Below are 25,579 nucleotides of genomic sequence, written 5' to 3'. Positions count from 1 at the left end.
ATAGTTTGGAGGTCTGACCATGAAAAAGCTACTACTAGTCCTAGCTACTAGCATGCTAGTCTTATCTGCCTGCCATAAAACGACAGAGGATGGAGCAACTAGTCCGTCCATACCAAGGGAGCAACAAACCAAGGAGACAACCAACTATTTTCACTATTTAGCAGATTCCTATCAAAAGGCTCTTTCGCACGAAAAAGAATCCAAGGATACAACCGTCCAATCACCTATGGCTGCTACAGTTGCAGCCATGGAAGAACTTGAGTTATCTAATCCGACTGATCAAGCCTTGATTATGAAGAACTACTCAGATTTTCAGAAGCTAATCCAATACAACACCGAAAAGTGGGAGGAAGAGTTTGCAAGCTGGGCTTCTTCTATGGGGCAGTCCTATCATAGACTAGAGCATGCAAACTTTGATGAAAAAAATGAACTAATCAAAAAATTAGAAGCTACAACAGTCTCTCAGAAAAGTGTCAAATGGAATGTTTTTGGAGTATCGAGTGACAATGCTTATGACTACTTGGCTTTGGATGCCTACTATGACAAGCAGAACAAACATTTCTACTTGTTTACACTGAAAGATGGGCAAGCACAAATCTTGCATGCTGATAAGACACTGGAAACTATCCCTACTGCAAATTTTGAAGAGACTGAGAATACAGATTTAGCGCAACGTTTTAAGGAATTTCTATTAAAAACAAGTGTAACTACAGAGAGCGAGCCAGATACAGATAATAGTTCTTTAATAGACAAGATAAAAACAGCCATGGAATCCTACTCGGATAGTAAAGGTGAAAGATTTAAGTCAACTAATTTGGTCACCTATGGTAATTACTATGGACTTGCAGTGCCAGACCAGATAATGCAATTTGGGCAAGTAGATGGGGTGAATTATACTTTTAAATGGTATGGCTATATTGCAGGTTCAGGTTCTGGGCGGTTTGATATCCTAGCTTGCTATGTGAATGAAGCAGAGACAGAGGTGATTCTCTTTGGCTACAAGGATGGCAATCCTGCTCTTTTACAAACCGAAGGAAGACCAGAGATTGAGAAAAACGAATCAGGGGCTATCATAAATGCCCAGGTTCATTTTGTTGAGTTTCATCACTCAATATTGGAACAAGTTTTCAATTAGTAAAGCGGAAATACACTTATCGTATGCAAAGTGTTTCTCGTGAAACCTATTTCTTATAAAAAACTTCTCCACAAAAAATAATTTGTGGAGTTTTTTCTATAATTAGTAGTTTAACCTAGCCTTCAAATAGGAGTATACTAATAATGTAATCGTTATCAAACCTAAAAATTCGATGAAATCAGTTTTTAGGAATAAAAAGGGAGGAAATTATGAAAAAGTTTTCAAAGACCTTGAGAGATAACTGGATCTTTCTCTTGATGGTTTTACCAGGGGCACTCTGGTTGATTCTATTCTTTTACATTCCAGTATTTGGGAATGTGGTCGCCTTTAAAGACTACCATATGACCAGTAATGGTTTCATAGATAGTATTGTGAATAGTAAATGGGTCGGGTTAGATAATTTCAGATTCTTGTTTAGTTCAAAAGATGCCTTTATCATCACTCGAAATACCGTTCTCTACAATCTCGGCTTTATCTTTATCGGTTTGATTGTATCAGTAGGGATTGCCATCATCCTCAGCGAGCTTCGCTCTAAGAGAATGGTTAAGATTTTCCAAACGTCTATGTTGTTCCCTTACTTCCTGTCATGGGTTATCATCAGTTTCTTTACAGATGCCTTCCTAAACATTGACAAAGGGGTCTTCAACCATTTCCTAACGTCCATTGGCATGAAGGAAGTCAACTTCTACGCTGACTTAGGCATTTGGCCATACCTTCTCCTTTTCCTAGGTATTTGGAAAGGCTTTGGATATAGCAGTGTCATGTACTATGCGACAATCATGGGAATTGATCCAACCTATTACGAAGCAGCAACAGTGGACGGGGCTAGCAAGTGGCAACGTATTCGCAATGTAACCATTCCTCAGTTGACTCCACTTGTAACAGTCTTGACCATCCTTGCAGTCGGAAATATCTTCCGTGTAGACTTTGGTCTCTTCTATCAAATTCCACACAATGCTGGTCAGCTTTACAATGTAACCAACGTTTTGGATGTATATGTCTTTAATGGTTTGACTCAGACAGCAGATATCGGTATGGCTTCAGCAGCCGGTCTTTACCAATCCGTTGTCGGTTTGATTCTGGTTATCCTATCAAACTTGCTTGCAAGACGAGTCGATCCAAATTCAGCACTATTCTAGAAAGGAGGAAAGCATGGCAGAAAAAATTAAAAAAGAAAAAATCGATAATGTCGGCATTCACTCCTTCAGTAAGAAAGCAGATATCTTCTTTAGTATCATCTCTGGTTTGATCGCTCTTTCTTGTATCTTGCCCTTTATCTTCGTTATCATCATTTCGGTGACAGATGAAAAGAGCATCCTCCAGTATGGATATAGCTTTTTCCCTTCGAAGTTCGGTGTAGATGGATTCCAGTTCCTAGCTCAGTTTAAAGATAAGATCCTCCAAGCGCTCTTTATCTCAGTCTTTGTAACAGTAGTCGGGACAGTGACCAACGTCTTCATCACAACCACTTATGCCTACGCCATCTCACGTACAACCTTTAAGTACCGCAGATTCTTTACGATCTTTGCTCTTCTTAGTATGTTGTTCAATGCTGGTTTGGTACCAGGCTATATCGTGGTGACTCGTTTGCTCCAACTTGGTGATACGGTTTGGGCCTTGATTGTTCCAATGCTTCTCTCACCATTCAACATCATCTTGATGCGTTCCTTCTTCAAGAAGACCATTCCAGAAGCCATTCTCGAATCCGCTCGTATCGATGGTGCCAGTGAAGCTCGGATCTTCTTCCAGATCTGTTTACCATTGTCACTTCCAGGTATCGCAACCATCACTCTTTTGACAGCTCTTGGTTTCTGGAACGACTGGTTCAACGCTCTTCTTTACATCAAGAGTGACAACTTGTATCCATTGCAATATTTGCTCATGCAAATCCAGCAAAATATGGACTACATTGCAAAAGCAGTCGGCCTATCTGGCCAACTGGGAGTCGCTCTACCAAAAGAAACAGGTCGTATGGCCATGGTTGTTCTTGCAACCCTTCCAATCGCGATTCTGTATCCATTCTTCCAACGCTACTTTGTTAAAGGTTTGACTATCGGTGGTGTGAAAGAATAGCACTTACTGAGAAACACCGTTTCTCCCTTCCCAACTTCATCTTAGTGACTGAAGTTACAAATCATTAAATCGTTTATAAGTTTAAAAATAAAAAAGGAGTTTTTATCATGAAAAACTGGAAAAAATATGCTTTTGCATCTGCTAGCGTAGTCGCTTTGGCTGCAAGCCTTGCTGCTTGTGGAAACCTTTCAGGTAACAACAAAAAAGCTGCTGACTCAGCTTCAGGTGACAAACCTGTTCTTAAAATGTACCAAATCGGTGACAAACCAGACAACTTGGATGAATTGCTAGAAAATGCCAACAAAATCATCGAAGAAAAAGTTGGTGCTAAATTGGATATCCAATACCTTGGATGGGGTGACTACGGTAAGAAAATGTCAGTTATCACATCATCAGGTGAAAACTACGATATCGCTTTTGCAGATAACTATGTCGTAAATGCTCAAAAAGGTGCTTATGCGGACTTGACAGAATTGTACAAGAAAGAAGGAGCAGAGCTTTACAAAGCACTTGATCCAGCTTACATCAAAGGGAACACTGTAAACGGTAAGATCTACGCTGTTCCAGTTGCAGCCAACGTTGCATCGTCACAAAACTTTGCCTTTAACGGCGCTCTTCTTGCCAAATATGGCATTGACATTTCAGGTGTCACTTCATACGAAACACTTGAACCAGTCTTGAAACAAATCAAAGAAAAAGCTCCAGACGTAGTACCATTTGCGGTTACGAAGAACTTTATCCCATCTGATAACTTTGACTACCCAGTACCAAATGGACTTCCATTTGTTATCGACCTTGAAGGAGATACTACTAAGATCGTAAACCGTTACGAAGTACCTCGTTTCAAAGAACACTTGAAGACTCTTCACAAATTCTATGAAGCTGGATACATTCCAAAAGACGTAGCAACAAGCGACACTTCATTTGACCTTCAACAAGATACTTGGTTCGTTCGTGAAGAAACAGTAGGACCAGCTGACTACGGTAACAGCTTGCTCTCACGTGTTGCTAACAAAGACATCCAAATCAAACCAATCACTAACTTTATCAAGAAAAACCAAACAACACAAGTTGCTAACTTTGTCATCTCAAACAACTCTAAGAACAAAGAAAAATCAATGGAAGTGTTGAACCTCTTGAACACTAACCCAGAACTCTTGAACGGTCTTGTTTACGGTCCAGAAGGCAAGAACTGGGAAAAAGTTGAAGGTAAAGAAAACCGTGTACGCGTTCTTGATGCTTACAAAGGAAACACTCACATGTCAGGTTGGAACACTGGTAACAACTGGATCCTTTACATCAACGAAAACGTTACAGATCAACAAATCGAAGATTCTAAGAAACAATTGGCAGAAGCCAAAGAATCTCCAGCGCTTGGATTCATCTTTAACACTGACAGTGTGAAATCTGAAATCTCAGCAATCTCTAACACAATGCAACAATTCGATACAGCTATCAACACTGGTACTGTAGACCCAGATAAAGCTATTCCAGAATTGATGGAAAAATTAAAATCTGAAGGTGCCTACGAAAAAGTATTGAACGAAATGCAAAAACAATACGACGAATTCTTGAAAAACAAAAAATCATAAGATAAACTGATTTCGTGTATTCATTCCTAATTCCTAAAAATGTGATCACTGCCTTCCCTAGTTTTCTAGGGGAGGTAGTGATTTTTAGGATGCAAAAATGAAAAGAGTAGTTCTAAGAGTTTTGGCGATGTGATACACATACATCTATAGGGGATTTATTATGAAAAAATATCGTCTTCTTTTCAAAATGAGTGCTGTCTTCTCTTACCTATTTTTCGTATTTGGTCTTTCTCAGCTGACTCTTATCGTCCAAAACTATTGGCAATTTTCTTCTCAGATAGGAAACTTCTTCTGGATTCGAAATATCTTGAGTTTGCTATTTAGTGGAGTCATGATTGGTATTCTTGTTAAGATAGGCCACGGCTATCTCTTTCGCATTCCAAGAAAAAAATGGCTTTGGTATTCGATTTTGACAGTATTAGTGGTAGTGCTCCAGATTTATTTTAACGTTCAGACAGCTAAACATGTTCAGTCAACTGCTGAAGGTTGGGCCGTATTGATTGGTTATAGTGAAACCAATTTTGCTGAGCTAGGTATCTACATAACTCTGTTCTTTCTAGTGCCGCTGATGGAAGAGTTGCTCTATAGAGGATTACTTCAACACGCCTTCTTTAAACATTCGAGATTTGGTCTTGATTTGCTCCTTCCTTCTATTTTATTTGCTCTCCCTCATTTTTCAAGCCTGCCTAGTCTGTTAGATATTTTGGTCTTTGCAACATTTGGAATCATCTTTGCCGGTTTGACCCGCTATACCAAGAGCATTTATCCATCCTATGCGGTGCACGTGATTAATAATATTGTAGCGACATTACCATTTCTGCTGACTTTTTTACATAGGGTGTTTGGGTAAAATACTGGCGCGAGTTAGGAATTATAGTGTTTCAATTTATAAGCGAATTTCAGGAGGAAAATGAGTATGACACCATTAAAATGGTTTGCAGGAGGAAGCGAAAGACGTTGTGAAGCCATGATGATCCTTGATCATCTACTGGAAGATATAAAGGATGAGCCTCAACTTACTCCCTTGAAAAATCAGTTATTGATTTATAAAAGACGACTAAGGGACGACGGGGCTTCTGTTCCATTTATATTGAGCCAAATGAATGTTGACCTTTCGCGTGTATTGATTGAAAACAAGCTGGGTTTGTCAGAAAGTCAAGCCGAGCAGATCAAAAAATTGAGAGAATTATCTGCGATTCGGTATGGTTACTGATGAAGTGCAGTGGCAGGTCTCTCTCTACAATTTCCGGTCAAATAAATTGCATTCGTTTTCCCAAGTGGGTATACTAGTATGGTTAGATGAAAAATTCTGAAAATTTAAGAATAGAAAAGAGAACAAATCTTATGGCAAAAGATATTCGTGTCTTACTTTACTACCTTTATACTCCAATTGAAAACGCAGAGCAATTTGCGGCAGATCACTTGGCTTTCTGTAAATCAATCGGCCTTAAAGGTCGTATCCTAGTCGCTGACGAGGGAATCAACGGAACCGTTTCAGGTGACTACGAAACAACCCAAAAATATATGGACTACGTTCACAGCCTCCCAGGTATGGAAGACCTCTGGTTCAAGATTGACGAAGAAAGTGAACAAGCCTTCAAGAAGATGTTTGTTCGCTACAAGAAAGAAATTGTCCACCTTGGGTTGGAAGACAACGACTTTGATAACGATATCAACCCACTTGAAACAACAGGTGCTTACTTGTCTCCAAAAGAGTTCAAAGAAGCCCTTCTTGACGAAGATACCGTTGTCCTTGACACACGTAACGATTACGAGTATGACCTAGGACATTTCCGTGGGGCTATCCGTCCAGACATCCGCAACTTCCGTGAGTTGCCACAATGGGTTCGTGATAACAAGGAAAAATTCATGGACAAGCGTGTCGTGGTTTACTGTACAGGTGGCGTTCGCTGTGAGAAATTCTCAGGTTGGATGGTCCGTGAAGGCTACAAAGATGTTGGCCAATTGCACGGAGGAATCGCAACTTATGGTAAGGACCCAGAAGTCCAAGGTGAACTTTGGGATGGGAAAATGTACGTCTTTGACGAGCGTATCGCAGTTGATGTTAACCATGTCAACCCTACCATTGTAGGGAAAGATTGGTTTGATGGAACACCATGCGAACGCTATGTCAATTGTGGAAATCCCTTCTGTAACCGCCGTATCTTGACATCAGAAGAAAACGAAGACAAGTACCTTCGTGGATGCTCACACGAGTGCCGTGTTCACCCACGCAACCGCTATGTTTCAGAAAATGAATTGACACAAGCAGAAGTGGTGGAGCGCTTAGCTGCTATCGGTGAAAGCTTGGACCAAGTTGCTACAGTATAAAGTAAACAGCCTTCAGGGGCTGTTTTTCTATGCTTTTTATCTAAAAATCTAAAATTTGTTTCTGTATCTTTCAGGAAAATAGGGTATACTGTATGTAAACGATTTGAAAGGAGGCCAGTTATGGCGAAAACATTTTTTATCCCAAATAAAGATAGTATTCTAGGACAACAGGAGGTCTTGACTGCCAAGTCTATCTTGGCCTTGGTGGAGGGCTTGGAGTCACACAGTTATGATGCAGTCTATCTCCGTCAGCCCCTCAATCGTCTCGAGTATATCGAGTGTGGGATTGGAGGCCAGTCGCAATTTCTCTTCAAAGTGAACTATGCGGATAGCCGAAAAGGTTATCAAGTGGTGATTCCAGATTTCCTTACTAGAGCGGACTGGGAGATTGTAGAGACTCTCCTCCAGGCCCTATCTGGCAAGTTGGGGGAAGCGGTAGAAGGGTTAGAAGAATTTGACTTTGAAGCTTATTTCCGAGAAACAGTCAAGAATTATCTAGCTGATAAAGCGGCTCGTCTAGTATATTGCCAAGGACTCTTGTCCCCTATCTATCTCAACAAGAAATACCTCGAGAGTTTTTTGGCTGAGGATGGATTGGCACGTTTTGAAGAGCTGGTCAAGAAGGTTCAAGGCTCTGATGCCTACCTTGCCAGTGTGAAATTTTACCCAGACGCTCAAGGCAGGGTGCACGGTATCTATCACCTAGCCCAGGGAGTCAAGACGATTTTGCCAAAGGAACCCTTTGTACCAGCGCCTTATACCGAGCAGCTGGCAGGCAAGGAGCTTGTTTGGGAGATTGACCTAGTGAAGATTTCTGGTGATGGCTCAAAAGCAGAAGACTATGAAGCCATCGCTCGCTTGGATTATGAAAAATTCCTAGAGTCACTACCAAAAGCATTTTACCACCAACTAGATGCCAATCAATTAGAAGTACAAGCCATCCTAGGACAAGATTTTGAAGGAGTGGCAAGCATCAAGTAGACACCGTTTAAAAAAGAGTAAGCATAAAAATCCCTGTCATTGACTAATGGCAGGGATTTTGGTTAAAAGAATGTCAGGGTGCGAAGGTAGTCAACTGTCAGCGCAAGCTCTGCAATGAAGAAGGGTAAGAGAATAGCGCCATCAAGTAAGACAGCTAGTAAGAAACGATAGAATGGGTCAAGGCTACTGGTCTTACTTGGCTTGCTAATCACAAAGAGATTGCCGAGGGCAAAGATGGCCATGCTTAGAAGAGTGAGGATGCCAGCAAATCGTAAGCCACCAAAGAGTGCAAAGAAACTTGCTAGAGCTGTTAGGACAAGTGGGATAGCAAAGAGTCTGCTATACCGATCAAAGGCTTCTTGGAATGTGAAGTCGCTCTCCTGGTCCAACACACGTCGGACAGTAAAACCTCCCAAAATGATGGAAAAGTAAAATAGAGCGCTAGCGACTAGAATCGAAAGCCCGGCAAAGAGATCTAAAGGTGGGAGCTGGTTAGGAGAACCATTAGCAATAGAAATCATATAGCCATAGTAGAGGTGCTTGATATGATAGATACTAAAGAAAAGGTTGATTGACGACAGCAAGGTGAGTAGGGCAAAGACACTATAACGATGCTTTTGGTCCGTATTCTTGCTGGCAGTTGGTTCTTGGATAGCATCCAGCAACCAAGTCCAAAATAGTGCGATTTCTTCTTTGAATCGAGCAGTTTTGCGGGGGTCAATGTCTGGGATATAGGGACTTTCTAAAGCCTTGCTGAAGATGCTTTTCTCTTTTGCAGGTTTTTCTTGCTTGTGTTCTTCTTCAGCTTTCCCATCTCCCTCTTCCTCGGTTTGGTCTTCCTCCGTTATTTGGGGAGCTTCCTCCTCATGCGTTTCCGACTCTTTAGGTGAGACAGGTGTTTCTTGGCTTGCTTGTGGTTCGGTCTCCACAGTTTCCGAAGTATCTGGTTGGTCGGGTTGGATTTCCGATTTCGTCTGAGCTGATTTCTTCTCAAGATCGGCGCTTTCAAACCATTCTTGTGTCATGGTGGAACCTCCTTTTTTATGGTTATTTTCTATCTTTAGACTAGCAGATGAAAGCGTTTTTGTCAATGGTTTCTAGATGGAGAAGAGTACTCTTCCTCCTTAGGTAGGTAGATATCCTGGTTGGCTTTTATAATCAGTAGGTCCTTGACATCGGCTTTTTCAGTTTTATAAGGGTTGGCAAGTTCATTCTCTTTTTGTTTAGGATGCTCTCTTTGTGCTTTACGATAGATACCGCCATGCTGAGAAGAAATATCTAGATTGATACGATCGAATTCTGTCTTAGAAAGAAAGAGTCTTAAGTCGTTATGAGAGTCTAGTTCTACCTTACCGCGGACCTTGATATTTTCAGCATAGATGTGTTCCCCTTCCGTCTTGACCTGGCTATCTGTCAATTCTGTATCAAAAATATTGATAATACTAGGTGTCGTTAGTGTACTGTTCTTGATGGAGCTTTCTGTTATTCTTAAGTGGTAGCCTTTTGTTTTGATTGTCGCATTTTCAAGGGTGGCTTGACGGATGGAGGTCTGTCCACGATTGACTGAGACGGTGATGGCTTGCAACCTTCTTCCTTTAGGTAGGGAGAGAATAACTTCATTAAAACGGTTGGAATAGCTGCTGGCGATATGAAGTAGGCCTTCGATTCCTGATCCGAGAAAACGATGTTGGGAGGCTTGTTTGTCAGTGACGCTCAGTGTTTTGTCACTCATGCCAGTAGTCAGATCGTGACGGCCAGACACGGAAGGATGATAGGTGATATGGATCTTGTCATCTACAGACTCTGTGATGGTTAGGCTGTGTTCTTCAAGGGTCAAATCAAGTTTTTCCACTTCGCTTCCAAAGGTAACTTCTTCGATACGATTGTCATAGACGGGGTCTTTTGACATGGCAAGCAAACTTTGAATACCATTGGACTGGGCGCCTACAATGATCATGATAAAACCAAGGATTGTAGAAACCACACCAAAGATGAGAAATCCTTTCGTCAATTTACGCATGTCTGTCACCTCTCTTTCCTTTTTTAAGAATCCATTGCACCAAGCGGACGACCAGAAGGCCAAAGAAACGAGCTACATAGGAGATACCCAGTAGAACAAGAGAAGAAGCACCGATAGAGAGCAAACCAGCCCCGAAAATTAAGATAAAGGCAGATTTAGCTTCGGCTAGGATGCTAAAACTTTCTACGATAAAGAGTCCGCCCAGCAGGATACCCGTCACAGAGACGGTAAAGAAGGCTAGAATGACAGCGGCCGCTGCGATAAAAAGTCCGATGATTGCCATGAGGATGCCGATCCCGACCGGAATTCCGATAGGAGCTACTAGCAGAGCTAGAAGGGCAATGTGTAGCAGTTGACGGTCATTCTTTTGAGCAGGACCTTCATTGACTTTTTTGTTGAGAAGGTCAGAGAGGATATCATGAGCGGCTTCTTTTGGAGTTCCCAGACTGGCGATGAGCTCCTCTTCACCCTCTGTACCTGCATCGTCAAATAGTTCCTTAAAGTAGTCCATGGCTTCGATGCGGTCAGCTTCAGGCAGTTTATGGAGATAGGTTTCTAACTGAGTCAGATAGTCAGTTCTTGTCATGGCGGATACTCCCTTCTATGATGCCGTTGACGGTGTCGGTATAGAGCGTCCACTCTTCCTTTAGAGTAACGAGCTGCTCTACGCCCCGATTGGTCAAGGAGTAGTATTTGCGCATACGCCCCTGAAACTCTCTAGAGTAGGTGGTCAGAAAGCCACTGGCTTCCAATTTTTTGAGAATGGGATAGAGCGTAGATTCTTTGATATTGGCAATGAGCTTAATGGTTTGGCTAATCTCATAACCATAAGAATCTCCCCGCTCCAGTACAGCCAAGATGAGAAACTCAATCAAGGCAGAGGATGTTGGGAAGTACATGGGAAACCTCCTTTATATTATATAAAAATTTTATATATACTCTTTTCAAATATATTGTATCTCAAGTTGAAAGCCCTGTCAAGAAATATGTGTAAAAATTTTATATATAAAAAACTCCTAGTAAAAACTAGAAGTTTAGAGAATGTTGTTAGCCTTTATCTAAATTTTATCGTAGATTTCTTATAGTTAATTTTCTTATCTAAAAGTTTTAATAGAGGAGTCACGTACTCAGGATTTGGAAATTTAGGACCGAAAATGACTTCATCGATTTGAATTGAATTTTCACGTTCTACATAAAGTCTGCCTATCCCAGAGGTTTTATCAATTTTGATTTTATCATTACTTGGGTCTAGGTTAGCATAGCGTAAGATACGCAGTTCATTCTCATATTTATAATCGACAGATTTAAACAAGTAACGAATTTCTTCGATACAGTCAGAAATCGCTTTTTGATAAAAATCATCTCTTTTGTTCAAATTCTTATCTATTTTTTCCTTTAAAGCTTCCAAGAATTCTTCTAATTTTTTGATTTCATCGTCGTTGAAGAGTTCCGTTTTTTCTATGCTAAACTCACCATCTGAATCATTGACATAGGCTATTCGGTAGAGATAATCAATATTCCCTTTAGCTACCTTATCTTTTTTTTCAGGTTGGTGCTGTATTTCTTCAATCCTAGCAGAAAAAGTTTGCTCTTTTTTCTTGGCTTCGTTTGCTGAGATTTTTAAATCACTGCTTAATTCCGACATAGACAAATCAATCTTATTAATGAACTCTAGGGATGTAGTTTCTCGACGCCATGAAACATCATTGAAAGAAGTAAATCTTGAGAAATCATCTTCCTTAAGTACCAGACAAACACCCTGTGCATCATCGCCGTATTGGGACCACATAGTCAAGTCATCTGTTTTACTGGTGAAGCTCATTAAAAACCATGGACTAGGATCTAAAATATTTCGCTTTTCGAAGTAGGATGTTCTTTCCCCATCTTTGCTAGGTTCCAATATTTCTTCGATAACTACACCTTCTTCGGGGTCGTTCATATAATTGGCATTATACAAACGAGTTTTTCCAGATACGGAAAACTTTGTATCATCTGTCTTTCCTGTATCTTGATCTAATAAATTTTGGAGAGTTTTTCCTTTGGTATAATGACCAAATTTAAGATTCGAATTTTTATCTTTTGCTTTCAAGCCAAGTTGATACTTGATTTCTTGAACAATTCTATAGATATCTATTAACTGATTGAGCTTATTTTCATCATCTTTATAGCGTTTTATCCAATCCTTTAAAATATCGTATTTTGTATTTATAACAAGGTCAAGATTTAAAGCCCGAATGAGTAGTTTTCTGTCAAAATCATCATTGGAATAAAAACATAGTTTATCTAAAATCTTTGTGATGCTAGTGGATGGAGTATTGTTTGTATCTAATGGAGTATCAGGATTTTTTTCTAATATTTCCACTACAATTTTAAATATTTCAACGCTAGAGAGATTTGTTAAGATAGCTAATGTTTGTTTAACTGTATCGCCTATTTTATCTCTTTCATTTTGAAGGATTGCTAGATTAAACAAAACCTTAGCATATTGTAAAGCAATTTCTTCAGACTGTTTAAACTGCTCAAAAATTTGTTTGACTGAATTAGCGGTATTCCCTCTCTCTTCTACATTTATTTGTTTAGCTGACAAATTGACTAAAGCCATAGCATATCGTAACGCAATTTCTTCAGAATGTTGGAACTTTAAGGTTAAAGCTTCTATTTCTGATATGTATTCTTTACGCTCCTCGACATTATTTTGTCTGTTTGAAAGATTGTATAAAACCATGGCATATTGTAAAGCGATATTTTCAGATTGCTTGAACTGCTCAAAAATTTCTTTGACTAAATTAGCGGTATTCTTTCTCTCCTCTACATTTACTTGTTCAGCTGACAAATTGACTAAAACCATAGCATATCGTAACGCAATGTCTTCAGACTGTTTAAACTGCTCAAAAATTTTTTTAACTGAATTAACGGTATCGGCTAGTTCTTCGATATTTACTTGTTTAATTGACAAATTCACTAAAACCATAGCGTATTGTAACGCAATGTCTTCAGACTGTTTAAACTGCTCAAAAATTTTTTTGACTGAATTAACGGTATCGGCTAGTTCTTCTACATTTACTTGTTCAGCTGACAAATTGACTAAAACCATAGCATATCGTAACGCAATGTCTTCAGACTGTTTAAACTGCTCAAAAATTTTTTTGACTGAATTAACGGTATCGGCTAGTTCTTCGATATTTACTTGTTTAATTGACAAATTCACTAAAACCATAGCGTATTGTAACGCAATGTCTTCAGAATCCGTGAACCCTTCAAAAATTTCTTTGACTAAATTAGTGGTATTCTTTCTCTCTTCTACATTTACTTGTTCAACTGACAAATTGACTAAAGCCATAGCATAATGTAATGCAATGTTTTCAGAATGTTGAAACTTTAGGGTTAAAGTTTCTATTTCTGAGATGGTTTCTTTACGCTCTTTGATTTCATTTTGTCTGTTTGAAAGATTGTATAAAACCATGGCATATCGTAACGCAATATTTCCAGACTGCTCAAACTGCTCAAAAATTTTTTTGACTAAATTAGCGGTATTCTTTCTCTCTTCCACACTTACTTGTTCAACTGACAAATTGACCAAAACCATAGCATATCGTAACGCAATGTCTTCAGAATCTGTGAACCCTTCAAAAATTTCTTTGACTAAATTAGTGGTATTCTTTCTCTCTTCTACATTTACTTGTTCAACTGACAAATTGACTAAAGTCCTAGCATAATGTAATGCAATGTCTTCAGACTGCTTGAAGAGTTCAAAAATTTGTTTGATTGAATTAGCGGTGTTTAGTAGTTCCTCAACATTTCCTTGTTCAACTGACAAATTGAACAAAATCCTAGCATACCGCAACGCAATGTCTTCTGATTCAGGATGTTCCTCATAAATTATTCTTGCCTTTTCTGCTAGAGTTTCACAGGCAGTCTTATCTGTCTCCTTGGCTGATAAGTCAAGGAGCTTATCTAACTCTGCTAAGCTTTGATCCAAATTGTATTTCAGTTCATCCATTCTGTGCACCTCGCTTGAATAGTAGCTATCTTATAAACTAATTTATTTTTCGTATGACAATTAGTTTTTATACATTTTATTATATCAAAAATGCCATCTTTCTGCTAACAGATGGATGGTGCTTTTTGTTGCTAGAAACGCCTAAAAAGCCAGACAGAGTCTGGCTTTGCATTATTTATATTTGAGAAGTAATTACAGAATCTTATCCGTCCGATCCACCATAAATAGTGAGATAGTCATGATGATATTGATGGCTAGAAGGGCAAGGACAGCTGGAATCCAAGATTGGAAAAGATCAAAACTATAGCCAAACAAGGTAGGACCAAAGGCCGCTAAGATGTAGCCACCTGTTTGCGCCAGTCCTGAGAGTTGCGCAGTCTTTTCAGGCGAGCTGGTCTTAAGTGAGAAGCAAACCATGAGATAAGGAAAGAGAGCACTACAGGCAGTCCCAATCAAGAGGTGAGCGACTAGCCAGTAGAGAAAGTTATTGCTTGGATACAAGATCATGGCAATTCCAATCATACCAGCGATAGAGATAATTGTCAGCATGATTTGACGGTGGCCGTCTGACAAACGAGTCGTCAGACTTGGGATGGTCATGGAAAAAGGAATGCTGATCAGCGAGAAGATAGAAGCCAGAATAGCCGCATCACTATTAGAAAGACCAGCACTAATAGCCATAGTTGGCAACCAGGTCATGCTTGTATAGAAAAGCAAGGACTGAAGACCACCAAAGACAATGATGGCCCAGACAGATTTGCTTTTTAGAATATTTTCTTTCGATTTCTTTTCTTGCTGCCCTTCTAGATAGTGGTTGTGGCGATGATTTGGCAACCAGACTAGCAGAGTGACCAAGCAGAGGAGGCTGAGAACGAGGATGAGACCTTTCCAAGAACTAGCTTGGGTGATAGGGACCGATAGATACGAGGCAATAGCTGTAGAAACTCCCATAGAAGTGACATAGAGTGTCGTTAGGAGACTGATTTTTTGAGGTTGATTTGCCTGAATCATACTAGGGAGAAGAACATTGAAAATAGCAATGCTCGCTCCGACAATCAAGGTCCCTAGATAGAGAAGAGGAAGATTGAAGATACGAATGACAGAACCAATAGTTAAGAGAAGGAGACAGTAGGTAAAGAGATGCTCTAGTCCAATCTTTTGCGCCAAGCGACTCGTAAAAGCAGAGAAAAGAGCAAACATCAAGAGAGGGAGACTGGTTAAAATTCCAAGAGAACTAACCTCCACTCCTAGTCCCTGAGCAATATCTCCTAAAATAGTTGGTAAAGCAGTAAAAGGAGAGCGCAAAACGGTCCCGATTAATACAATTCCAAGAACAAAAAAGAGTGATTGTTTTTTCATGAAAACCTCGATAAGATGATTTTAATAACAGCTTATTTTAAGGTTTTTTCCTTATAATGTCAAGGAGAGGACTGCTAAGAAAGCTAGAACGATTTAACTGAAAATAGAGTGAAAAGGGACAGATTTCTTTACCAGAATTTTTCTTGATTTGAGATAAAAATAGGAAACTAGGAAATTTTATGATAAAATAGTGGAAGGAAATCTATAAATTGGAGAAAAACTGTGTCTGAAAACCAAAAAATCAGCGTCTTGATGTCGGTCTATGTAAAGGAAAATCCGACATTTTTGAGAGATGCTATCAAGAGTGTTCAAAACCAGACCTTAAAACCAAGTGAGCTTGTTCTTGTTGAGGACGGGCCGCTCACGCCCGAACTCTATCAGGTGCTAGATGAAGTGGAAGCTCAGTCAGAAATTCCAGTTAAGCGTTGCCCCTTAGAGGAAAATCAAGGTTTAGGTTTGGCTCTTCGATACGGTGTTTTACAGTGTCAGTACGATATCATCGCTCGTATGGATACAGATGATATAGCGGTAGCTGACCGCTTTGAAAAGCAAGTCCAACTAATGGAAGAGGAAAATCTGGATCTCTTAGGTGGACATATTGCAGAATTTATTGACAATCCTGACGAGATTGTTTCTTACCGTCGTGTTCCAACTCGGCACGCAGACATTGTGGCTTACCAAAGAATGAGAAGTGCCTTCAATCACATGACTGTCATGTTCAAGAAGGATATGGTTCTCAAGGCAGGTAACTATGAAGATGGGCTTTACATGGAGGATGATCTCCTCTGGCTCAATATGACTGCCGCAGGAGCCAAGACTGGAAACCTGGATCAAATCTTGTGTAAGGTTCGTGTCGGTGCAGGGATGTTTGAGCGTCGGGGTGGTTTGCGCTATCTCAAACTCTATCGCCAGGCTCGTCAGCGCATGCTTGAAAGAGGCCAAATTTCCTACATGGAATATGCGAAAAGCATTGCCATTCAGGCGGTTGTGGCACTTTGTCCAGGTTTTGTACGTCAGTTTATTTTTGTAAAATTACTAAGAAAAAATAAATAGTATTGTAAAAGATAAAATAGCCAAAAGATGTTATAATGACAGTATATTTATTTGCATTCTTTTAAGAAAGAGTAAATTCCTATGAATAAAAAACTAACAGATTATGTGATTGATCTGGTTGAAATTTTAAATAAACAGCAAAAGCAGGTGTTCTGGGGTGTATTTGACATTGTTAGTATGGTGGTTTCCATCATTGTGTCTTACATTCTCTTTTATGGTTTGATTAACCCAGCGCCTGTGGACTATGTTATCTATACTGGTTTGGCTTTCCTCTTCTATCAAATCATGATTGGATTTTGGGGGCTCAATGCGAGTATTAGTCGTTATAGTAAAATCACAGATTTCTTAAAAATCTTTTTTGGGGTAACCGTCAGCAGTATTGTCTCTTACGGACTTTGCTATGCCTTTCTTCCACTATTTTCTATCCGTTTCATCGTGCTCTTTATCTTGTTGAGTACCTTCCTGATTTTGCTTCCTCGCATCACTTGGCAGTTGATTTATTCAAAGCGCAAGCAGGGTAGTGGGGATGGCGAGCACCGTCGGACCTTCTTGATTGGTGCTGGTGATGGTGGTGCCCTCTTTATGAACAGCTACCAACATCCAACTAGCGACCTTGAGCTAGTGGGGATTTTGGATAACGATGAAAAGAAAAAGGGACAAAAACTAGGTGGAATCCCAGTTTTGGGCTCCTATGACAATCTGCCTGAATTGGCTAAACGTCACCAAATCGAGCGAGTTATCGTAGCCATTCCTTCGCTTGATCCGTCAGAGTACGAACGTATCCTGCAGATGTGTAATAAACTCGGTATCAAATGTTACAAGATGCCCAAGGTTGAAACAGTTGTCCAGGGACTTCACCAACCAGGTAGCGGCTTCCAGAAAATTGATATCACAGACCTTTTGGGCCGTCAGGAAATCCGTCTTGACGAATCCCGTCTTGGTGCAGAGCTTACAGGCAAGACCATCTTGGTGACAGGAGCTGGCGGTTCGATTGGTTCAGAGATTTGTCGTCAGGTCAGTCGCTTCAATCCAGAGCGTGTCATCTTGCTGGGGCATGGTGAAAACTCCATCTACCTTGTTTATCATGAATTGATCCGTACATTCCAAGGGATTGATTATGTTCCTGTCATTGCAGATATTCAGGACTACGACCGTCTCTTGCAGGTGTTTGAGCAGTACAAACCAGCCATTGTTTATCATGCTGCAGCCCACAAACACGTTCCGATGATGGAGCGCAATCCAAAAGAAGCCTTCAAGAACAATATCCTCGGAACCTACAATGTTGCCAAGGCTGTTGATGCAGCCAAAGTACCTAAGATGGTTATGATTTCGACAGACAAGGCGGTCAATCCACCGAATGTTATGGGCGCAACCAAGCGCGTGGCAGAGTTGATTGTCACTGGCTTTAACCAACGTAGCAAATCAACCTACTGTGCAGTTCGTTTTGGGAATGTTCTCGGTAGCCGTGGTAGTGTGATTCCTGTCTTTGAACGTCAGATTGCTGAAGGCGGCCCTGTAACGGTGACAGACTTCCGTATGACACGTTACTTCATGACCATTCCAGAGGCTAGCCGTCTGGTAATCCATGCAGGGGCTTATGCCAAGGACGGAGAAGTCTTTATCCTTGACATGGGCAAACCAGTTAAGATCTACGACTTGGCTAAGAAAATGGTGCTTCTAAGCGGGCACACGGAAAGTGAAATTCCAATCGTTGAGGTCGGTATTCGTCCGGGTGAAAAACTCTATGAGGAACTCTTGGTTTCGACTGAATTGGTTGATAACCAAGTCATGGACAAGATTTTCGTTGGTAAGGTAAATGTCATGCCTCTAGAAGCCATCAATCAAAAAATTGAAGAGTTCCGTTCACTCAGTGGAGATGAGCTCAAAGAAGCGATCATTTCCTTTGCAAATGAAACAACTCATATTGAGTAAGAGTGATTCATACAATTAATCATAAATCAAAGACCAAGGTTTTGTATAGACAGAACCTTGGTCTTTTTACTCTGTAGTTTCAAATTGTCGTATTATTTATAGCTGGTTAATGATATCATCGATTGTATGGGCAGTCCAGTCAGGTTGATAGCTGAGTAAATCAGCTTCTTCTCCAAATCCCCAAGTAACAGCGAACTTTTTAATGCCAGTTTCTTGGGCTCCGATCATATCAAACTTGGTGTCTCCGATGATGAGGACTTGGTCTGCAGGGAGTTGGTGCGTTTGCAAAGCATAACGGATAACATCCGCCTTGTGTGGCGTTTCAGGACTAGAACCGTAAATGCCATCAAAGAAATGATGGATTCCCAGATTTTTAGTCATATCATGAGCAGTAGGGGTATTCTTTGTAGTGGTGATATAGAGAGGATAGTTTTGCGAGAGTTCTTGAAGCAATTCCGTCATTCGGGGGAAGAGTTGGGCTTCGTGGATTCCTTTTTTCTTGTAGCAAGAACGGTATATCTGCACAGCCTCCGAGATTTGCTCCTTGGGAAGACACGTTGCAAAACTAGTTTCAAGCGGTGGACCCATGAAACCACGAATGGTTTTAGCATCAGGAGTCGGAACTCCCAGTTGTTCAAAGGTATGAGTAAAGGAATTGTGGATCCCGATGGAACTGTCAACCAGAGTTCCGTCTAGATCGAAAAAGATGGCTGAGATTGATGACATAGTTTCTCCTATTAGATAAGGTTATTCTCCGAAGATTTCTTTTTGTAGGCGACGACCAGTTGGGGTGGCTGCGAGTCCACCTTCAGCCGTTTCTCGGAAGGCAGTTGGAAGGCTGGATCCGACTTGGTACATGGCATCGATAACTTCATCGACAGGGATCTTAGATTCGATACCTGCCAAGGCCATATCTGCCGCTATAAAGGCAAAGCTAGCTCCCATGGCATTTCGTTTGACACAAGGAACTTCGACCAAACCAGCGACGGGGTCGCAGATGAGGCCTAGCATATTTTTAATGACAAAGGCAATGGCTTGGCTAGCCTGATAGGGCGTTCCACCTGCAGCCAAGGTCAAGGCTGCGGCACTCATAGCAGAGGCAGAGCCAACCTCGGCCTGGCAGCCACCTTCAGCACCTGAGATAGAAGCATTGTTTGCGATGACTAGTCCAAAGGCACCAGCAGTAAAGAGGAAATCCAGCTGTTCTTCGTGGGTAAGGTCTAATTTTTGGATAGCAGCAGTGAGAACGGCTGGCAGACAGCCAGCACTTCCTGCGGTTGGAGTAGCGCAGACCAAGCCCATTTTAGCGTTGTGTTCGTTGACCGCGATGGCATTTCGGGCTGCTGATAGGATGGTAAAGTCTGACAAGGCCTTGCCACTTTTGAGATGGCGATCTAGCTTAGCCGCATCTCCACCCGTTAGGCCACTGCGGGATTTGTTTTCACTAAGGCCAAGCTCGACAGAGGCTTTCATGACTTCTAGATTGCGTTCCATGAGGAGGAGAACTTCATCTCGGCATCGGCCGGTCAGTTCATATTCTGTCGCAATCATGAGCTCTGCGACATTTCCTTGGAAATCTAGATCCGCCTGCTCGACCAATTCTTTGATAGAATAAAACATGTTTCCTCCTACTTAAAGAAATTGACATTGTGGAGATGAGGGATTTTTCGGATTTCTTCAATCGCCTCTTCGCAACTTCGACTATCGACTTCGATAATCATGATGGCTTTTTCTCCAGCTTTTTCCCGAGTCACATTCATCTGAGCGATGTTGATATCGAAACGAGAGAGGGCTTCTGTAACATGGGCAATCATCCCCGGAATATCTTGGTGCACAATGATGATGGTCGGGGTATTCATGTTGAGAGAGACGGCAAAACCATTGAGTTCCGTGACCTGGATATTTCCCCCACCGATTGAAATACCTGTCACACTGATGGACTTGTGTTCATTCTTCACAGTAATTTTAGTGGTGTTAGGGTGAGGAGCGTTGCTGTCTTTCTGAATGGTCCAGACAATCTTGATACCACGTTTATGGGCAATCTCGAGACTATTTGGAATGTCAGGATCATCCGTATCCATACCTAAAATTCCAGCAACGAGAGCTAGGTCAGTTCCATGACCACGGTAGGTCTTGGCAAATGAATTAAATAGTTGGAATTCTACCTCTGTCGGTCTATCACCAAAGATGGAAGACACGATTTTCCCGATACGAACTGCACCAGCTGTATGGCTACTGGATGGACCAATCATGACAGGGCCGATAATATCAAAGACAGATTGAAAACGAAGTGAGTGCATCTGTTTCCCCTTACAAAGATTCTTGTTTCTATTATATCAAAGAATGAAGTTCTGTGCTTATTTCCCTTATAAAACTGAAAAAATGGATAAAAATAGTATAAAATCTTGTCTTTTATGACAAAAATATCAATGTTTCAGTAAATATAAAATATTTTTGTAATATTTCTACACGAAACCGTCAAGAAACGGTAATATTCAAACGGTATGATAGAAGCATAGTAAAAAGGAGAATTTTTAGAAATGACATTAACAACTAAACAAATTAAATTAACTCTTGCAGGAGCAGCAACTTTCCTTGCTTTCCTTGCACCATCACTTGCTTTTGCGGATGAAACAGTCACTTATACAGTGAAATCAGGTGACACTCTTTCAGAAATCGCTGAGAAGTACAACACCACTGTTGAAAAATTGGCAGAAAAAAACAAGATAGAGGATATTCATCTGATCTTTGTGGACCAAGTTTTGATCATCGAAGGGACAGCTCCAGCTGCGACAACTTATGAAGCACCAGCTGCAACAGGAGAAACAATCGAAGAGACTACGACTTACGAAGAAATAACTGAAACAACAACTTACGAAGCGCCCGCTGCTACAAACAGCACTTCTTATGAAGAAGAAAGTTACACAGCTTCAACTGTAAGCGGTTCTGAAGCAGAAGCCAAAGAGTGGATCGCTCAAAAAGAATCAGGTGGTAGTTACACAGCGACAAACGGACGTTACATCGGACGTTACCAATTGACAGATTCATACTTGAACGGTGACTACTCAGCTGAAAACCAAGAACGTGTAGCAGATGCCTACGTTGCAGGACGTTACGGTTCATGGACAGCTGCCAAGAACTTCTGGCTTAACAACGGTTGGTATTAAGAAGATATAGAAAAGGAAGTCTTAATGACTTTCTTTTTTGTTTACAAAGATGTCAACTTCTCGCTCTAGCTCTGTTAGTAAGTGTTCATCTTCGACTAGTTTAGCTAAGGAGAGTCCATTTTGTATCAACTGAGCATCATTAGTACAAATGCCTATACGAATATAGGAAAACGCAAGTGTGTCATACTGTTTGCTTACTTTTGCTTCCTCTAAGAGAGTGTAGCAAAGCTGTTTGCAAAGCAACTTATCACCATTGTAAAGATAAAGAGTTGAGAGATTCAGAAGCAACATCATACGAAGCTGAAAGATAGGACTATAGTGTTTATAAACCTCTATTCGTTCGAGAATTTTTTCGGTAATCTGATGAATATACTCCATAGGAAAAGCAAAGAGAATGGTATTAAGGACTTTGAGGTCGCTCTCATACCAAGTATCTTGTTTCTCAATCTTATCCCATAGTCTGTTTACAATGTTATCAACCTTACCTGACAATTTTTCTATCCCATTTTCACGGATGTAGATAACGATTTCGAGCATATCTTGTAACTGCTGGATGGGGAAATCATGGTGTGTTTTTAGATAATGTTGGCATTTTTTGAGTAATTTACTTAAGTCGCTCGTACCACTAATAGAAGCCATTTTTAGAAAAGTCTGCATGATAGTTGATCGTTCACTTGGGTGATAGAGATGGCAAATATAGTCAAACTCTTCGAAGGTCATATTAATTTGCTGAAGAAGAAACTCCATATTTTCATATTTAGGAGTTGTTTTTCCACTTTCGATTTTTGATAGGCTGGTTCTTGAGAGAATATCCCCACAGACCTCCTCTTGGGTTAATCCTTTTGACTCACGGATTTCTTTATAAACATTTCCAAAATCGTAGCGCATGTTCTCCTCCTTGTTCGTGAAAAAAGTTAACAATAAATTGAATTCTATTAAAAATATTGTATCATAGTAATATAAAAAGTAAAAAAGAAATCTAAAATAAATCTGTGAAAAGGTTAACAAATTCTACGACTAAGATGATAAAGTACTAAGGGGGTATCTTTATGAAAAAAATCAGTAATTTCTGTATGTTACTCCTGCTTCTGTGTACTACTTTTTTGGTTTTTAATGTAAACCACACACGAGAAGTGGTTCGGATTCAGGAAATGGGAAAGACAACGGGTTCTTTGGATGTATATTTGAAAGATGTTAATGAACCAGCAGAATCTGTTCTTCGATTTTTTGAGGATGTATCAAAGGAGTACAAAGTCTCCATCATCAAAACAGACAGCGGTGATGAGGTGGTCAAGTCTGGTGTTTTTGATAAAGATACCTTCCCCTACCAAGAGTTTGGGATTTCTTCTCTTGATTTTACCACAGATGGTGAGGGAGTTTACAGTAATAAAGAAATTTCCAATAAACTTGGTACGATTCCGACCTTTCTAAAAGCCAAGCCTATTCAGCTTATGACTTTTCAAACCTATATCAAGGATACATCTCGTAGTTTAAATGGCCGCTACACGATTAGTTCGACTCAAGAGATGGATAGAGATCAGATTTTACAGAAGTGGAGTGATTTTTTCAAGACCGACCAGACTACCTTGCTAGAGCCAACCTATAAAAGTGCAGTGGAAGTCTTAAATCGAGATTTGCTCTTATCTGCTATTATTTTTGTCTTGGCTATTTTGCTTCTTGTCTTAGTAACAGTGTATCAGCCAATGATGGAGATGAAAAGAGTTGGGGTACAAAAATTACTTGGTTTTCAAGATCGGGCTGTTTTAGCTGATGTTGTTAAAGGCAACCTCTACCTCCTCCTAGGTGGGGCGCTTGTGATCAATCTAGGGGTGTTTTTCTTGCTTGATTATAAGCCGAAAGATTTGTTCCCTATGCTGTGGTTGTCTCATTTTTTGCTTTTGCAGCTTTATCTCTTTATCAGTTGGTTGACTTATCTCTTAATTCAAAAAATGACAATCAGCTCTCTGCTGAAAGGTTTTTCATCTTTTAAATTTGGTCTACTCTTTAATTATTTGATGAAAATTGGAACCACCATTTTACTGACAGTCTTGCTAGTTGGGGTGGGGAAAAGTTTGGAGCAAGAAAACAATGAGTTGAATTACCAGAAACAGTGGATCAGTCAAGGAAATTATCTGATCTTAGAAACTTTCCAACTCAATGATAACCTGTGGCAAGAGCAGTTGGCAGGCTCGGGGCAAGCAGTGGATTATTTCTATCGATTTTATCAAGACTTGGTAGAAAAAACGCAGGCAGGCTATGTACGAAGTAGCAGTCTTCCTGTAAAAAATTTTGTCAAATCAGAACAGATTCAGCAATATCAGTTACCAGATACGGTGGATGTTTACTATGCTAATAGCAATTTTCTAAAGAGCAAGGGATTCAAGCTACCAGATACCGGCACTAAAAAAGTTATTTTGATGCCAGCAAGTACGAAAGGTGAAGAAGATAAAAATCAGCTCTTGGGGAAATTAATTGCCTATCTTTCGATGAAGTATGAAGAGCAGCAAAAGCAAACGATAGAGGAAATGGACGTCGAAATTGCTTACTATGAAGGTGATTGGTCATTCTTCCCCTATAACGAGAAGCGAAAGGAAAATCTCTACAATCCAATCATTAGTTTGGTCAATGATTCTGATATGATGTGGGATGAAAAAGCCTCCCTGTCAACAACAGGTTTAAATAATCCCATTAAAATCGAAAATACAGCTCAACACCAAAAAGAGGTGACAGCGTTAGTTGAGAAATTATCAGATGGGAATTATTTAAAATTTTCATCTATTCAAGCCATTCAACAAGAGAAGGTAGATTCTTATCGAGATGCAGTTCGGAATTTTAACCTACTTTTTGCTTTGTTTGGTCTTCTTAGTATGATGATCTCCTACTTCTTATTAGTAACAACTTTCTTATTGAAGCGAACAGATATCATCACCAAGAAATTTATGGGGTGGAAATTGATAGATCGGTATCGTTCCTTGCTGGGTCTCCTATTAGCCGTTTATAGCCTTCCTTTTATGGTTTTGTTATTCTTTGCCCATGCTCTTTTTCCGCTCCTACTTTTTGCAGGATTTACATGCCTAGATATTCTGTTTGTACTTTTCTTGGGTTCTAAGATGGAAAAACGAAATGTAGCGCAGTTATTGAAAGGGGATCACCTATGATAAAGTTGGAAAATGTTACGAAAACCATTGGGAAAAAAGTTATTTTGGAGAACTTATCCCTAAAGATTAACCAAGGGGACTTAGTTGCGATAGTTGGAAAGAGTGGTAGTGGCAAGTCAACCTTATTAAATCTATTGGGTTTGATAGATGGCGATTACAGTGGACATTATGAAATATTCGGTCAGCAAAATGTACCTGTCAACTCTGTTAAGTCGCAAGCGATTATCCGCGAACATATCTCCTATCTGTTTCAAAACTTTGCTCTGATTGATAATGAAACGGTAGAGTATAATCTCATGCTCGCTCTAAAGTATGTGAAATTGTCTAAGAAGGACAAAGTCAAAAGGATAGAAGAAATTTTAGAGAGAGTGGGGTTGCCATCAACTCTACATCAAAAGGTTTCAGAGTTATCTGGAGGGGAACAGCAGCGAATCGCAGTTGCTAGAGCTATTTTAAAACCCAGTCAGCTCCTTTTAGCAGATGAACCAACCGGTTCTCTAGATCCTGAAAATCGAGATTTGGTTTTAAACTTTCTCTTAGATATGAACAAGGAAGGTAAAACGGTCATTATCGTTACCCACGATGCCTATGTGGCCGAACAGTGCCATCGAGTTATTGAATTGTGAAAGAGAATGTAGGGAGTTTGTTTATCTCTCTGTCCTTTGGCATTTAATAGAGTGATTATATTTTTCCAAAAAATGAATAGTATAAATACGCTTAGGGATAACATTTTTATGTAATTTCCCTAAGTTTTTTTGTTTAAAATGAAATAAAATTC

23 protein-coding genes are annotated in these 25,579 nt (G+C 40.1%); 13 read left to right on the top strand and 10 right to left on the bottom strand.

Annotated elements, in window-relative coordinates; all coding sequences use genetic code 11:
- Positions 1 to 19 precede the first annotated feature (19 nt).
- The 8 genes from EJF26_RS06845 (at position 20) to EJF26_RS06810 (ending at position 8,112) form a co-directional block, all read left to right on the top strand.
- The gene (locus tag EJF26_RS06845; RefSeq protein ID WP_000735127.1) at positions 20 to 1,135 is read left to right on the top strand and encodes a DUF4767 domain-containing protein; all 1,116 of its coding nucleotides are present in this window, start codon (positions 20 to 22) and stop codon (positions 1,133 to 1,135) included.
- A gap of 209 nt (positions 1,136 to 1,344) precedes the next feature.
- Positions 1,345 to 2,274, top strand: a complete 930-nt coding sequence (locus tag EJF26_RS06840; RefSeq protein ID WP_000714586.1) for an ABC transporter permease — start codon at positions 1,345 to 1,347, stop codon at positions 2,272 to 2,274.
- Positions 2,275 to 2,287: 13 nt separating this feature from the next.
- Positions 2,288 to 3,208 carry a carbohydrate ABC transporter permease gene (locus EJF26_RS06835; protein ID WP_000818293.1) on the top strand — a complete coding sequence of 307 codons (921 nt, stop codon included), beginning with the start codon at positions 2,288 to 2,290 and terminating at the stop codon, positions 3,206 to 3,208.
- Positions 3,209 to 3,315: 107 nt separating this feature from the next.
- Positions 3,316 to 4,800 (top strand): ABC transporter substrate-binding protein, encoded by a 1,485-nt coding sequence (locus EJF26_RS06830; protein WP_000800423.1) that lies wholly within the window; start codon positions 3,316 to 3,318, stop codon positions 4,798 to 4,800.
- A 160-nt stretch (positions 4,801 to 4,960) separates the two neighbouring features.
- Entirely contained in the window at positions 4,961 to 5,650 is a 690-nt protein-coding gene (locus EJF26_RS06825; RefSeq protein ID WP_000760782.1) for a CPBP family intramembrane glutamic endopeptidase, read from the top strand.
- Between the two features lie 66 nt (positions 5,651 to 5,716).
- Positions 5,717 to 6,013 carry a bacteriocin immunity protein gene (locus EJF26_RS06820; RefSeq protein WP_000188101.1) on the top strand — a complete coding sequence of 99 codons (297 nt, stop codon included), beginning with the start codon at positions 5,717 to 5,719 and terminating at the stop codon, positions 6,011 to 6,013.
- Positions 6,014 to 6,144: 131 nt separating this feature from the next.
- Positions 6,145 to 7,131, top strand: a complete 987-nt coding sequence (gene trhO / locus EJF26_RS06815) for an oxygen-dependent tRNA uridine(34) hydroxylase TrhO (RefSeq protein WP_001030025.1) — start codon at positions 6,145 to 6,147, stop codon at positions 7,129 to 7,131.
- Between the two features lie 120 nt (positions 7,132 to 7,251).
- The gene (locus EJF26_RS06810; protein ID WP_001140319.1) at positions 7,252 to 8,112 is read left to right on the top strand and encodes a DUF4299 family protein; all 861 of its coding nucleotides are present in this window, start codon (positions 7,252 to 7,254) and stop codon (positions 8,110 to 8,112) included.
- A 62-nt stretch (positions 8,113 to 8,174) separates the two neighbouring features.
- On the opposite strand, the gene EJF26_RS06805 is transcribed toward EJF26_RS06810, so the two are convergent.
- The 6 genes from EJF26_RS06805 to EJF26_RS06775 all read right to left on the bottom strand — a co-directional run bounded on the left by EJF26_RS06805 (position 8,175) and on the right by EJF26_RS06775 (position 15,491).
- Positions 8,175 to 9,137, bottom strand: a complete 963-nt coding sequence (locus EJF26_RS06805; protein WP_000191317.1) for a stage II sporulation protein M — start codon at positions 9,135 to 9,137, stop codon at positions 8,175 to 8,177.
- Positions 9,138 to 9,199: 62 nt separating this feature from the next.
- Positions 9,200 to 10,132: a DUF4097 family beta strand repeat-containing protein gene (locus EJF26_RS06800; RefSeq protein ID WP_001229043.1), complete on the bottom strand. Its 933-nt coding sequence runs from the start codon at positions 10,130 to 10,132 to the stop codon at positions 9,200 to 9,202.
- The gene (locus EJF26_RS06795; RefSeq protein ID WP_000198656.1) at positions 10,125 to 10,718 is read right to left on the bottom strand and encodes a DUF1700 domain-containing protein; all 594 of its coding nucleotides are present in this window, start codon (positions 10,716 to 10,718) and stop codon (positions 10,125 to 10,127) included. Before EJF26_RS06795 ends, EJF26_RS06800 begins: the two co-directional genes overlap by 8 nt.
- Positions 10,705 to 11,031, bottom strand: coding sequence for a PadR family transcriptional regulator (locus tag EJF26_RS06790; RefSeq protein ID WP_000273866.1), 327 nt, complete (start codon positions 11,029 to 11,031; stop codon positions 10,705 to 10,707). The genes EJF26_RS06795 and EJF26_RS06790 overlap by 14 nt, the downstream gene beginning before the upstream one ends.
- 155 nt (positions 11,032 to 11,186) lie before the next feature.
- The gene (locus EJF26_RS10120) at positions 11,187 to 14,132 is read right to left on the bottom strand and encodes a DUF2971 domain-containing protein (RefSeq protein ID WP_000343911.1); all 2,946 of its coding nucleotides are present in this window, start codon (positions 14,130 to 14,132) and stop codon (positions 11,187 to 11,189) included.
- A gap of 192 nt (positions 14,133 to 14,324) precedes the next feature.
- The gene (locus EJF26_RS06775) at positions 14,325 to 15,491 is read right to left on the bottom strand and encodes a CynX/NimT family MFS transporter (protein WP_000744872.1); all 1,167 of its coding nucleotides are present in this window, start codon (positions 15,489 to 15,491) and stop codon (positions 14,325 to 14,327) included.
- 222 nt (positions 15,492 to 15,713) lie between these two features.
- Here EJF26_RS06775 and EJF26_RS06770 point away from each other — a divergent pair, with 222 nt between their 5' ends.
- Positions 15,714 to 16,544 (top strand): glycosyltransferase, encoded by an 831-nt coding sequence (locus tag EJF26_RS06770; RefSeq protein WP_001293809.1) that lies wholly within the window; start codon positions 15,714 to 15,716, stop codon positions 16,542 to 16,544.
- A gap of 81 nt (positions 16,545 to 16,625) precedes the next feature.
- Complete coding sequence (locus EJF26_RS06765; protein WP_001035735.1) at positions 16,626 to 18,476, top strand: nucleoside-diphosphate sugar epimerase/dehydratase; 1,851 nt, start codon at positions 16,626 to 16,628, stop codon at positions 18,474 to 18,476.
- Between the two features lie 96 nt (positions 18,477 to 18,572).
- Here EJF26_RS06765 and EJF26_RS06760 read toward each other — a convergent pair whose 3' ends face one another.
- The 3 genes from EJF26_RS06760 to sdaAB are packed head-to-tail and all read right to left on the bottom strand — an operon-like array spanning position 18,573 to position 20,776.
- On the bottom strand, positions 18,573 to 19,202 hold the full coding sequence (locus tag EJF26_RS06760; RefSeq protein ID WP_000095109.1) for an HAD-IA family hydrolase: 630 nt from the start codon (positions 19,200 to 19,202) through the stop codon (positions 18,573 to 18,575).
- Between the two features lie 21 nt (positions 19,203 to 19,223).
- Positions 19,224 to 20,096 carry an L-serine ammonia-lyase, iron-sulfur-dependent, subunit alpha gene (gene sdaAA, locus EJF26_RS06755; protein WP_000500026.1) on the bottom strand — a complete coding sequence of 291 codons (873 nt, stop codon included), beginning with the start codon at positions 20,094 to 20,096 and terminating at the stop codon, positions 19,224 to 19,226.
- 8 nt (positions 20,097 to 20,104) lie between these two features.
- Entirely contained in the window at positions 20,105 to 20,776 is a 672-nt protein-coding gene (sdaAB, locus tag EJF26_RS06750) for an L-serine ammonia-lyase, iron-sulfur-dependent subunit beta (protein WP_000555875.1), read from the bottom strand.
- 240 nt (positions 20,777 to 21,016) lie between these two features.
- On the opposite strand from sdaAB, the gene apf reads away from it, so the two are divergent.
- Positions 21,017 to 21,643, top strand: coding sequence for an aggregation-promoting factor (gene apf, locus EJF26_RS06745; protein ID WP_000176937.1), 627 nt, complete (start codon positions 21,017 to 21,019; stop codon positions 21,641 to 21,643).
- A gap of 21 nt (positions 21,644 to 21,664) precedes the next feature.
- On the opposite strand, the gene EJF26_RS06740 is transcribed toward apf, so the two are convergent.
- Complete coding sequence (locus tag EJF26_RS06740; RefSeq protein ID WP_001268186.1) at positions 21,665 to 22,531, bottom strand: helix-turn-helix domain-containing protein; 867 nt, start codon at positions 22,529 to 22,531, stop codon at positions 21,665 to 21,667.
- A 161-nt stretch (positions 22,532 to 22,692) separates the two neighbouring features.
- Here EJF26_RS06740 and EJF26_RS06735 point away from each other — a divergent pair, with 161 nt between their 5' ends.
- Positions 22,693 to 24,801 carry a bacteriocin-associated integral membrane family protein gene (locus EJF26_RS06735; RefSeq protein WP_000724270.1) on the top strand — a complete coding sequence of 703 codons (2,109 nt, stop codon included), beginning with the start codon at positions 22,693 to 22,695 and terminating at the stop codon, positions 24,799 to 24,801.
- Positions 24,798 to 25,427 carry an ABC transporter ATP-binding protein gene (locus EJF26_RS06730; protein WP_000593113.1) on the top strand — a complete coding sequence of 210 codons (630 nt, stop codon included), beginning with the start codon at positions 24,798 to 24,800 and terminating at the stop codon, positions 25,425 to 25,427. The genes EJF26_RS06735 and EJF26_RS06730 overlap by 4 nt, the downstream gene beginning before the upstream one ends.
- The last annotated feature ends 152 nt before the right edge of the window (positions 25,428 to 25,579 follow it).

It is taken from the genome of Streptococcus oralis subsp. dentisani, from assembly GCF_007475365.1.
In the GTDB taxonomy this organism is placed as follows: Bacteria; Bacillota; Bacilli; order Lactobacillales; family Streptococcaceae; genus Streptococcus; species Streptococcus mitis_AX.
The sequence above is the reverse complement of the archived record's forward strand: the minus strand, read 5'-3'. Positions and strand labels throughout refer to the sequence as shown.

Excerpts from the sequence above, each read along its gene's own strand:
- EJF26_RS06845 (WP_000735127.1), top strand. The coding sequence starts at position 20 with ATGAAAAAGCTACTACTAGTCCTAGCTACTAGCATGCTAGTCTTATCT.
- EJF26_RS06840 (WP_000714586.1), top strand. The coding sequence starts at position 1,345 with ATGAAAAAGTTTTCAAAGACCTTGAGAGATAACTGGATCTTTCTCTTG.
- EJF26_RS06835 (WP_000818293.1), top strand. The coding sequence starts at position 2,288 with ATGGCAGAAAAAATTAAAAAAGAAAAAATCGATAATGTCGGCATTCAC.
- EJF26_RS06830 (WP_000800423.1), top strand. The coding sequence starts at position 3,316 with ATGAAAAACTGGAAAAAATATGCTTTTGCATCTGCTAGCGTAGTCGCT.
- EJF26_RS06825 (WP_000760782.1), top strand. The coding sequence starts at position 4,961 with ATGAAAAAATATCGTCTTCTTTTCAAAATGAGTGCTGTCTTCTCTTAC.
- EJF26_RS06820 (WP_000188101.1), top strand. The coding sequence starts at position 5,717 with ATGACACCATTAAAATGGTTTGCAGGAGGAAGCGAAAGACGTTGTGAA.
- trhO (WP_001030025.1), top strand. The coding sequence starts at position 6,145 with ATGGCAAAAGATATTCGTGTCTTACTTTACTACCTTTATACTCCAATT.
- EJF26_RS06810 (WP_001140319.1), top strand. The coding sequence starts at position 7,252 with ATGGCGAAAACATTTTTTATCCCAAATAAAGATAGTATTCTAGGACAA.
- EJF26_RS06805 (WP_000191317.1), bottom strand. The coding sequence starts at position 9,137 with ATGACACAAGAATGGTTTGAAAGCGCCGATCTTGAGAAGAAATCAGCT.
- EJF26_RS06800 (WP_001229043.1), bottom strand. The coding sequence starts at position 10,132 with ATGCGTAAATTGACGAAAGGATTTCTCATCTTTGGTGTGGTTTCTACA.
- EJF26_RS06795 (WP_000198656.1), bottom strand. The coding sequence starts at position 10,718 with ATGACAAGAACTGACTATCTGACTCAGTTAGAAACCTATCTCCATAAA.
- EJF26_RS06790 (WP_000273866.1), bottom strand. The coding sequence starts at position 11,031 with ATGTACTTCCCAACATCCTCTGCCTTGATTGAGTTTCTCATCTTGGCT.
- EJF26_RS10120 (WP_000343911.1), bottom strand. The coding sequence starts at position 14,132 with ATGGATGAACTGAAATACAATTTGGATCAAAGCTTAGCAGAGTTAGAT.
- EJF26_RS06775 (WP_000744872.1), bottom strand. The coding sequence starts at position 15,491 with ATGAAAAAACAATCACTCTTTTTTGTTCTTGGAATTGTATTAATCGGG.
- EJF26_RS06765 (WP_001035735.1), top strand. The coding sequence starts at position 16,626 with ATGAATAAAAAACTAACAGATTATGTGATTGATCTGGTTGAAATTTTA.
- EJF26_RS06760 (WP_000095109.1), bottom strand. The coding sequence starts at position 19,202 with ATGTCATCAATCTCAGCCATCTTTTTCGATCTAGACGGAACTCTGGTT.
- sdaAA (WP_000500026.1), bottom strand. The coding sequence starts at position 20,096 with ATGTTTTATTCTATCAAAGAATTGGTCGAGCAGGCGGATCTAGATTTC.
- sdaAB (WP_000555875.1), bottom strand. The coding sequence starts at position 20,776 with ATGCACTCACTTCGTTTTCAATCTGTCTTTGATATTATCGGCCCTGTC.
- apf (WP_000176937.1), top strand. The coding sequence starts at position 21,017 with ATGACATTAACAACTAAACAAATTAAATTAACTCTTGCAGGAGCAGCA.
- EJF26_RS06740 (WP_001268186.1), bottom strand. The coding sequence starts at position 22,531 with ATGCGCTACGATTTTGGAAATGTTTATAAAGAAATCCGTGAGTCAAAA.
- EJF26_RS06735 (WP_000724270.1), top strand. The coding sequence starts at position 22,693 with ATGAAAAAAATCAGTAATTTCTGTATGTTACTCCTGCTTCTGTGTACT.
- EJF26_RS06730 (WP_000593113.1), top strand. The coding sequence starts at position 24,798 with ATGATAAAGTTGGAAAATGTTACGAAAACCATTGGGAAAAAAGTTATT.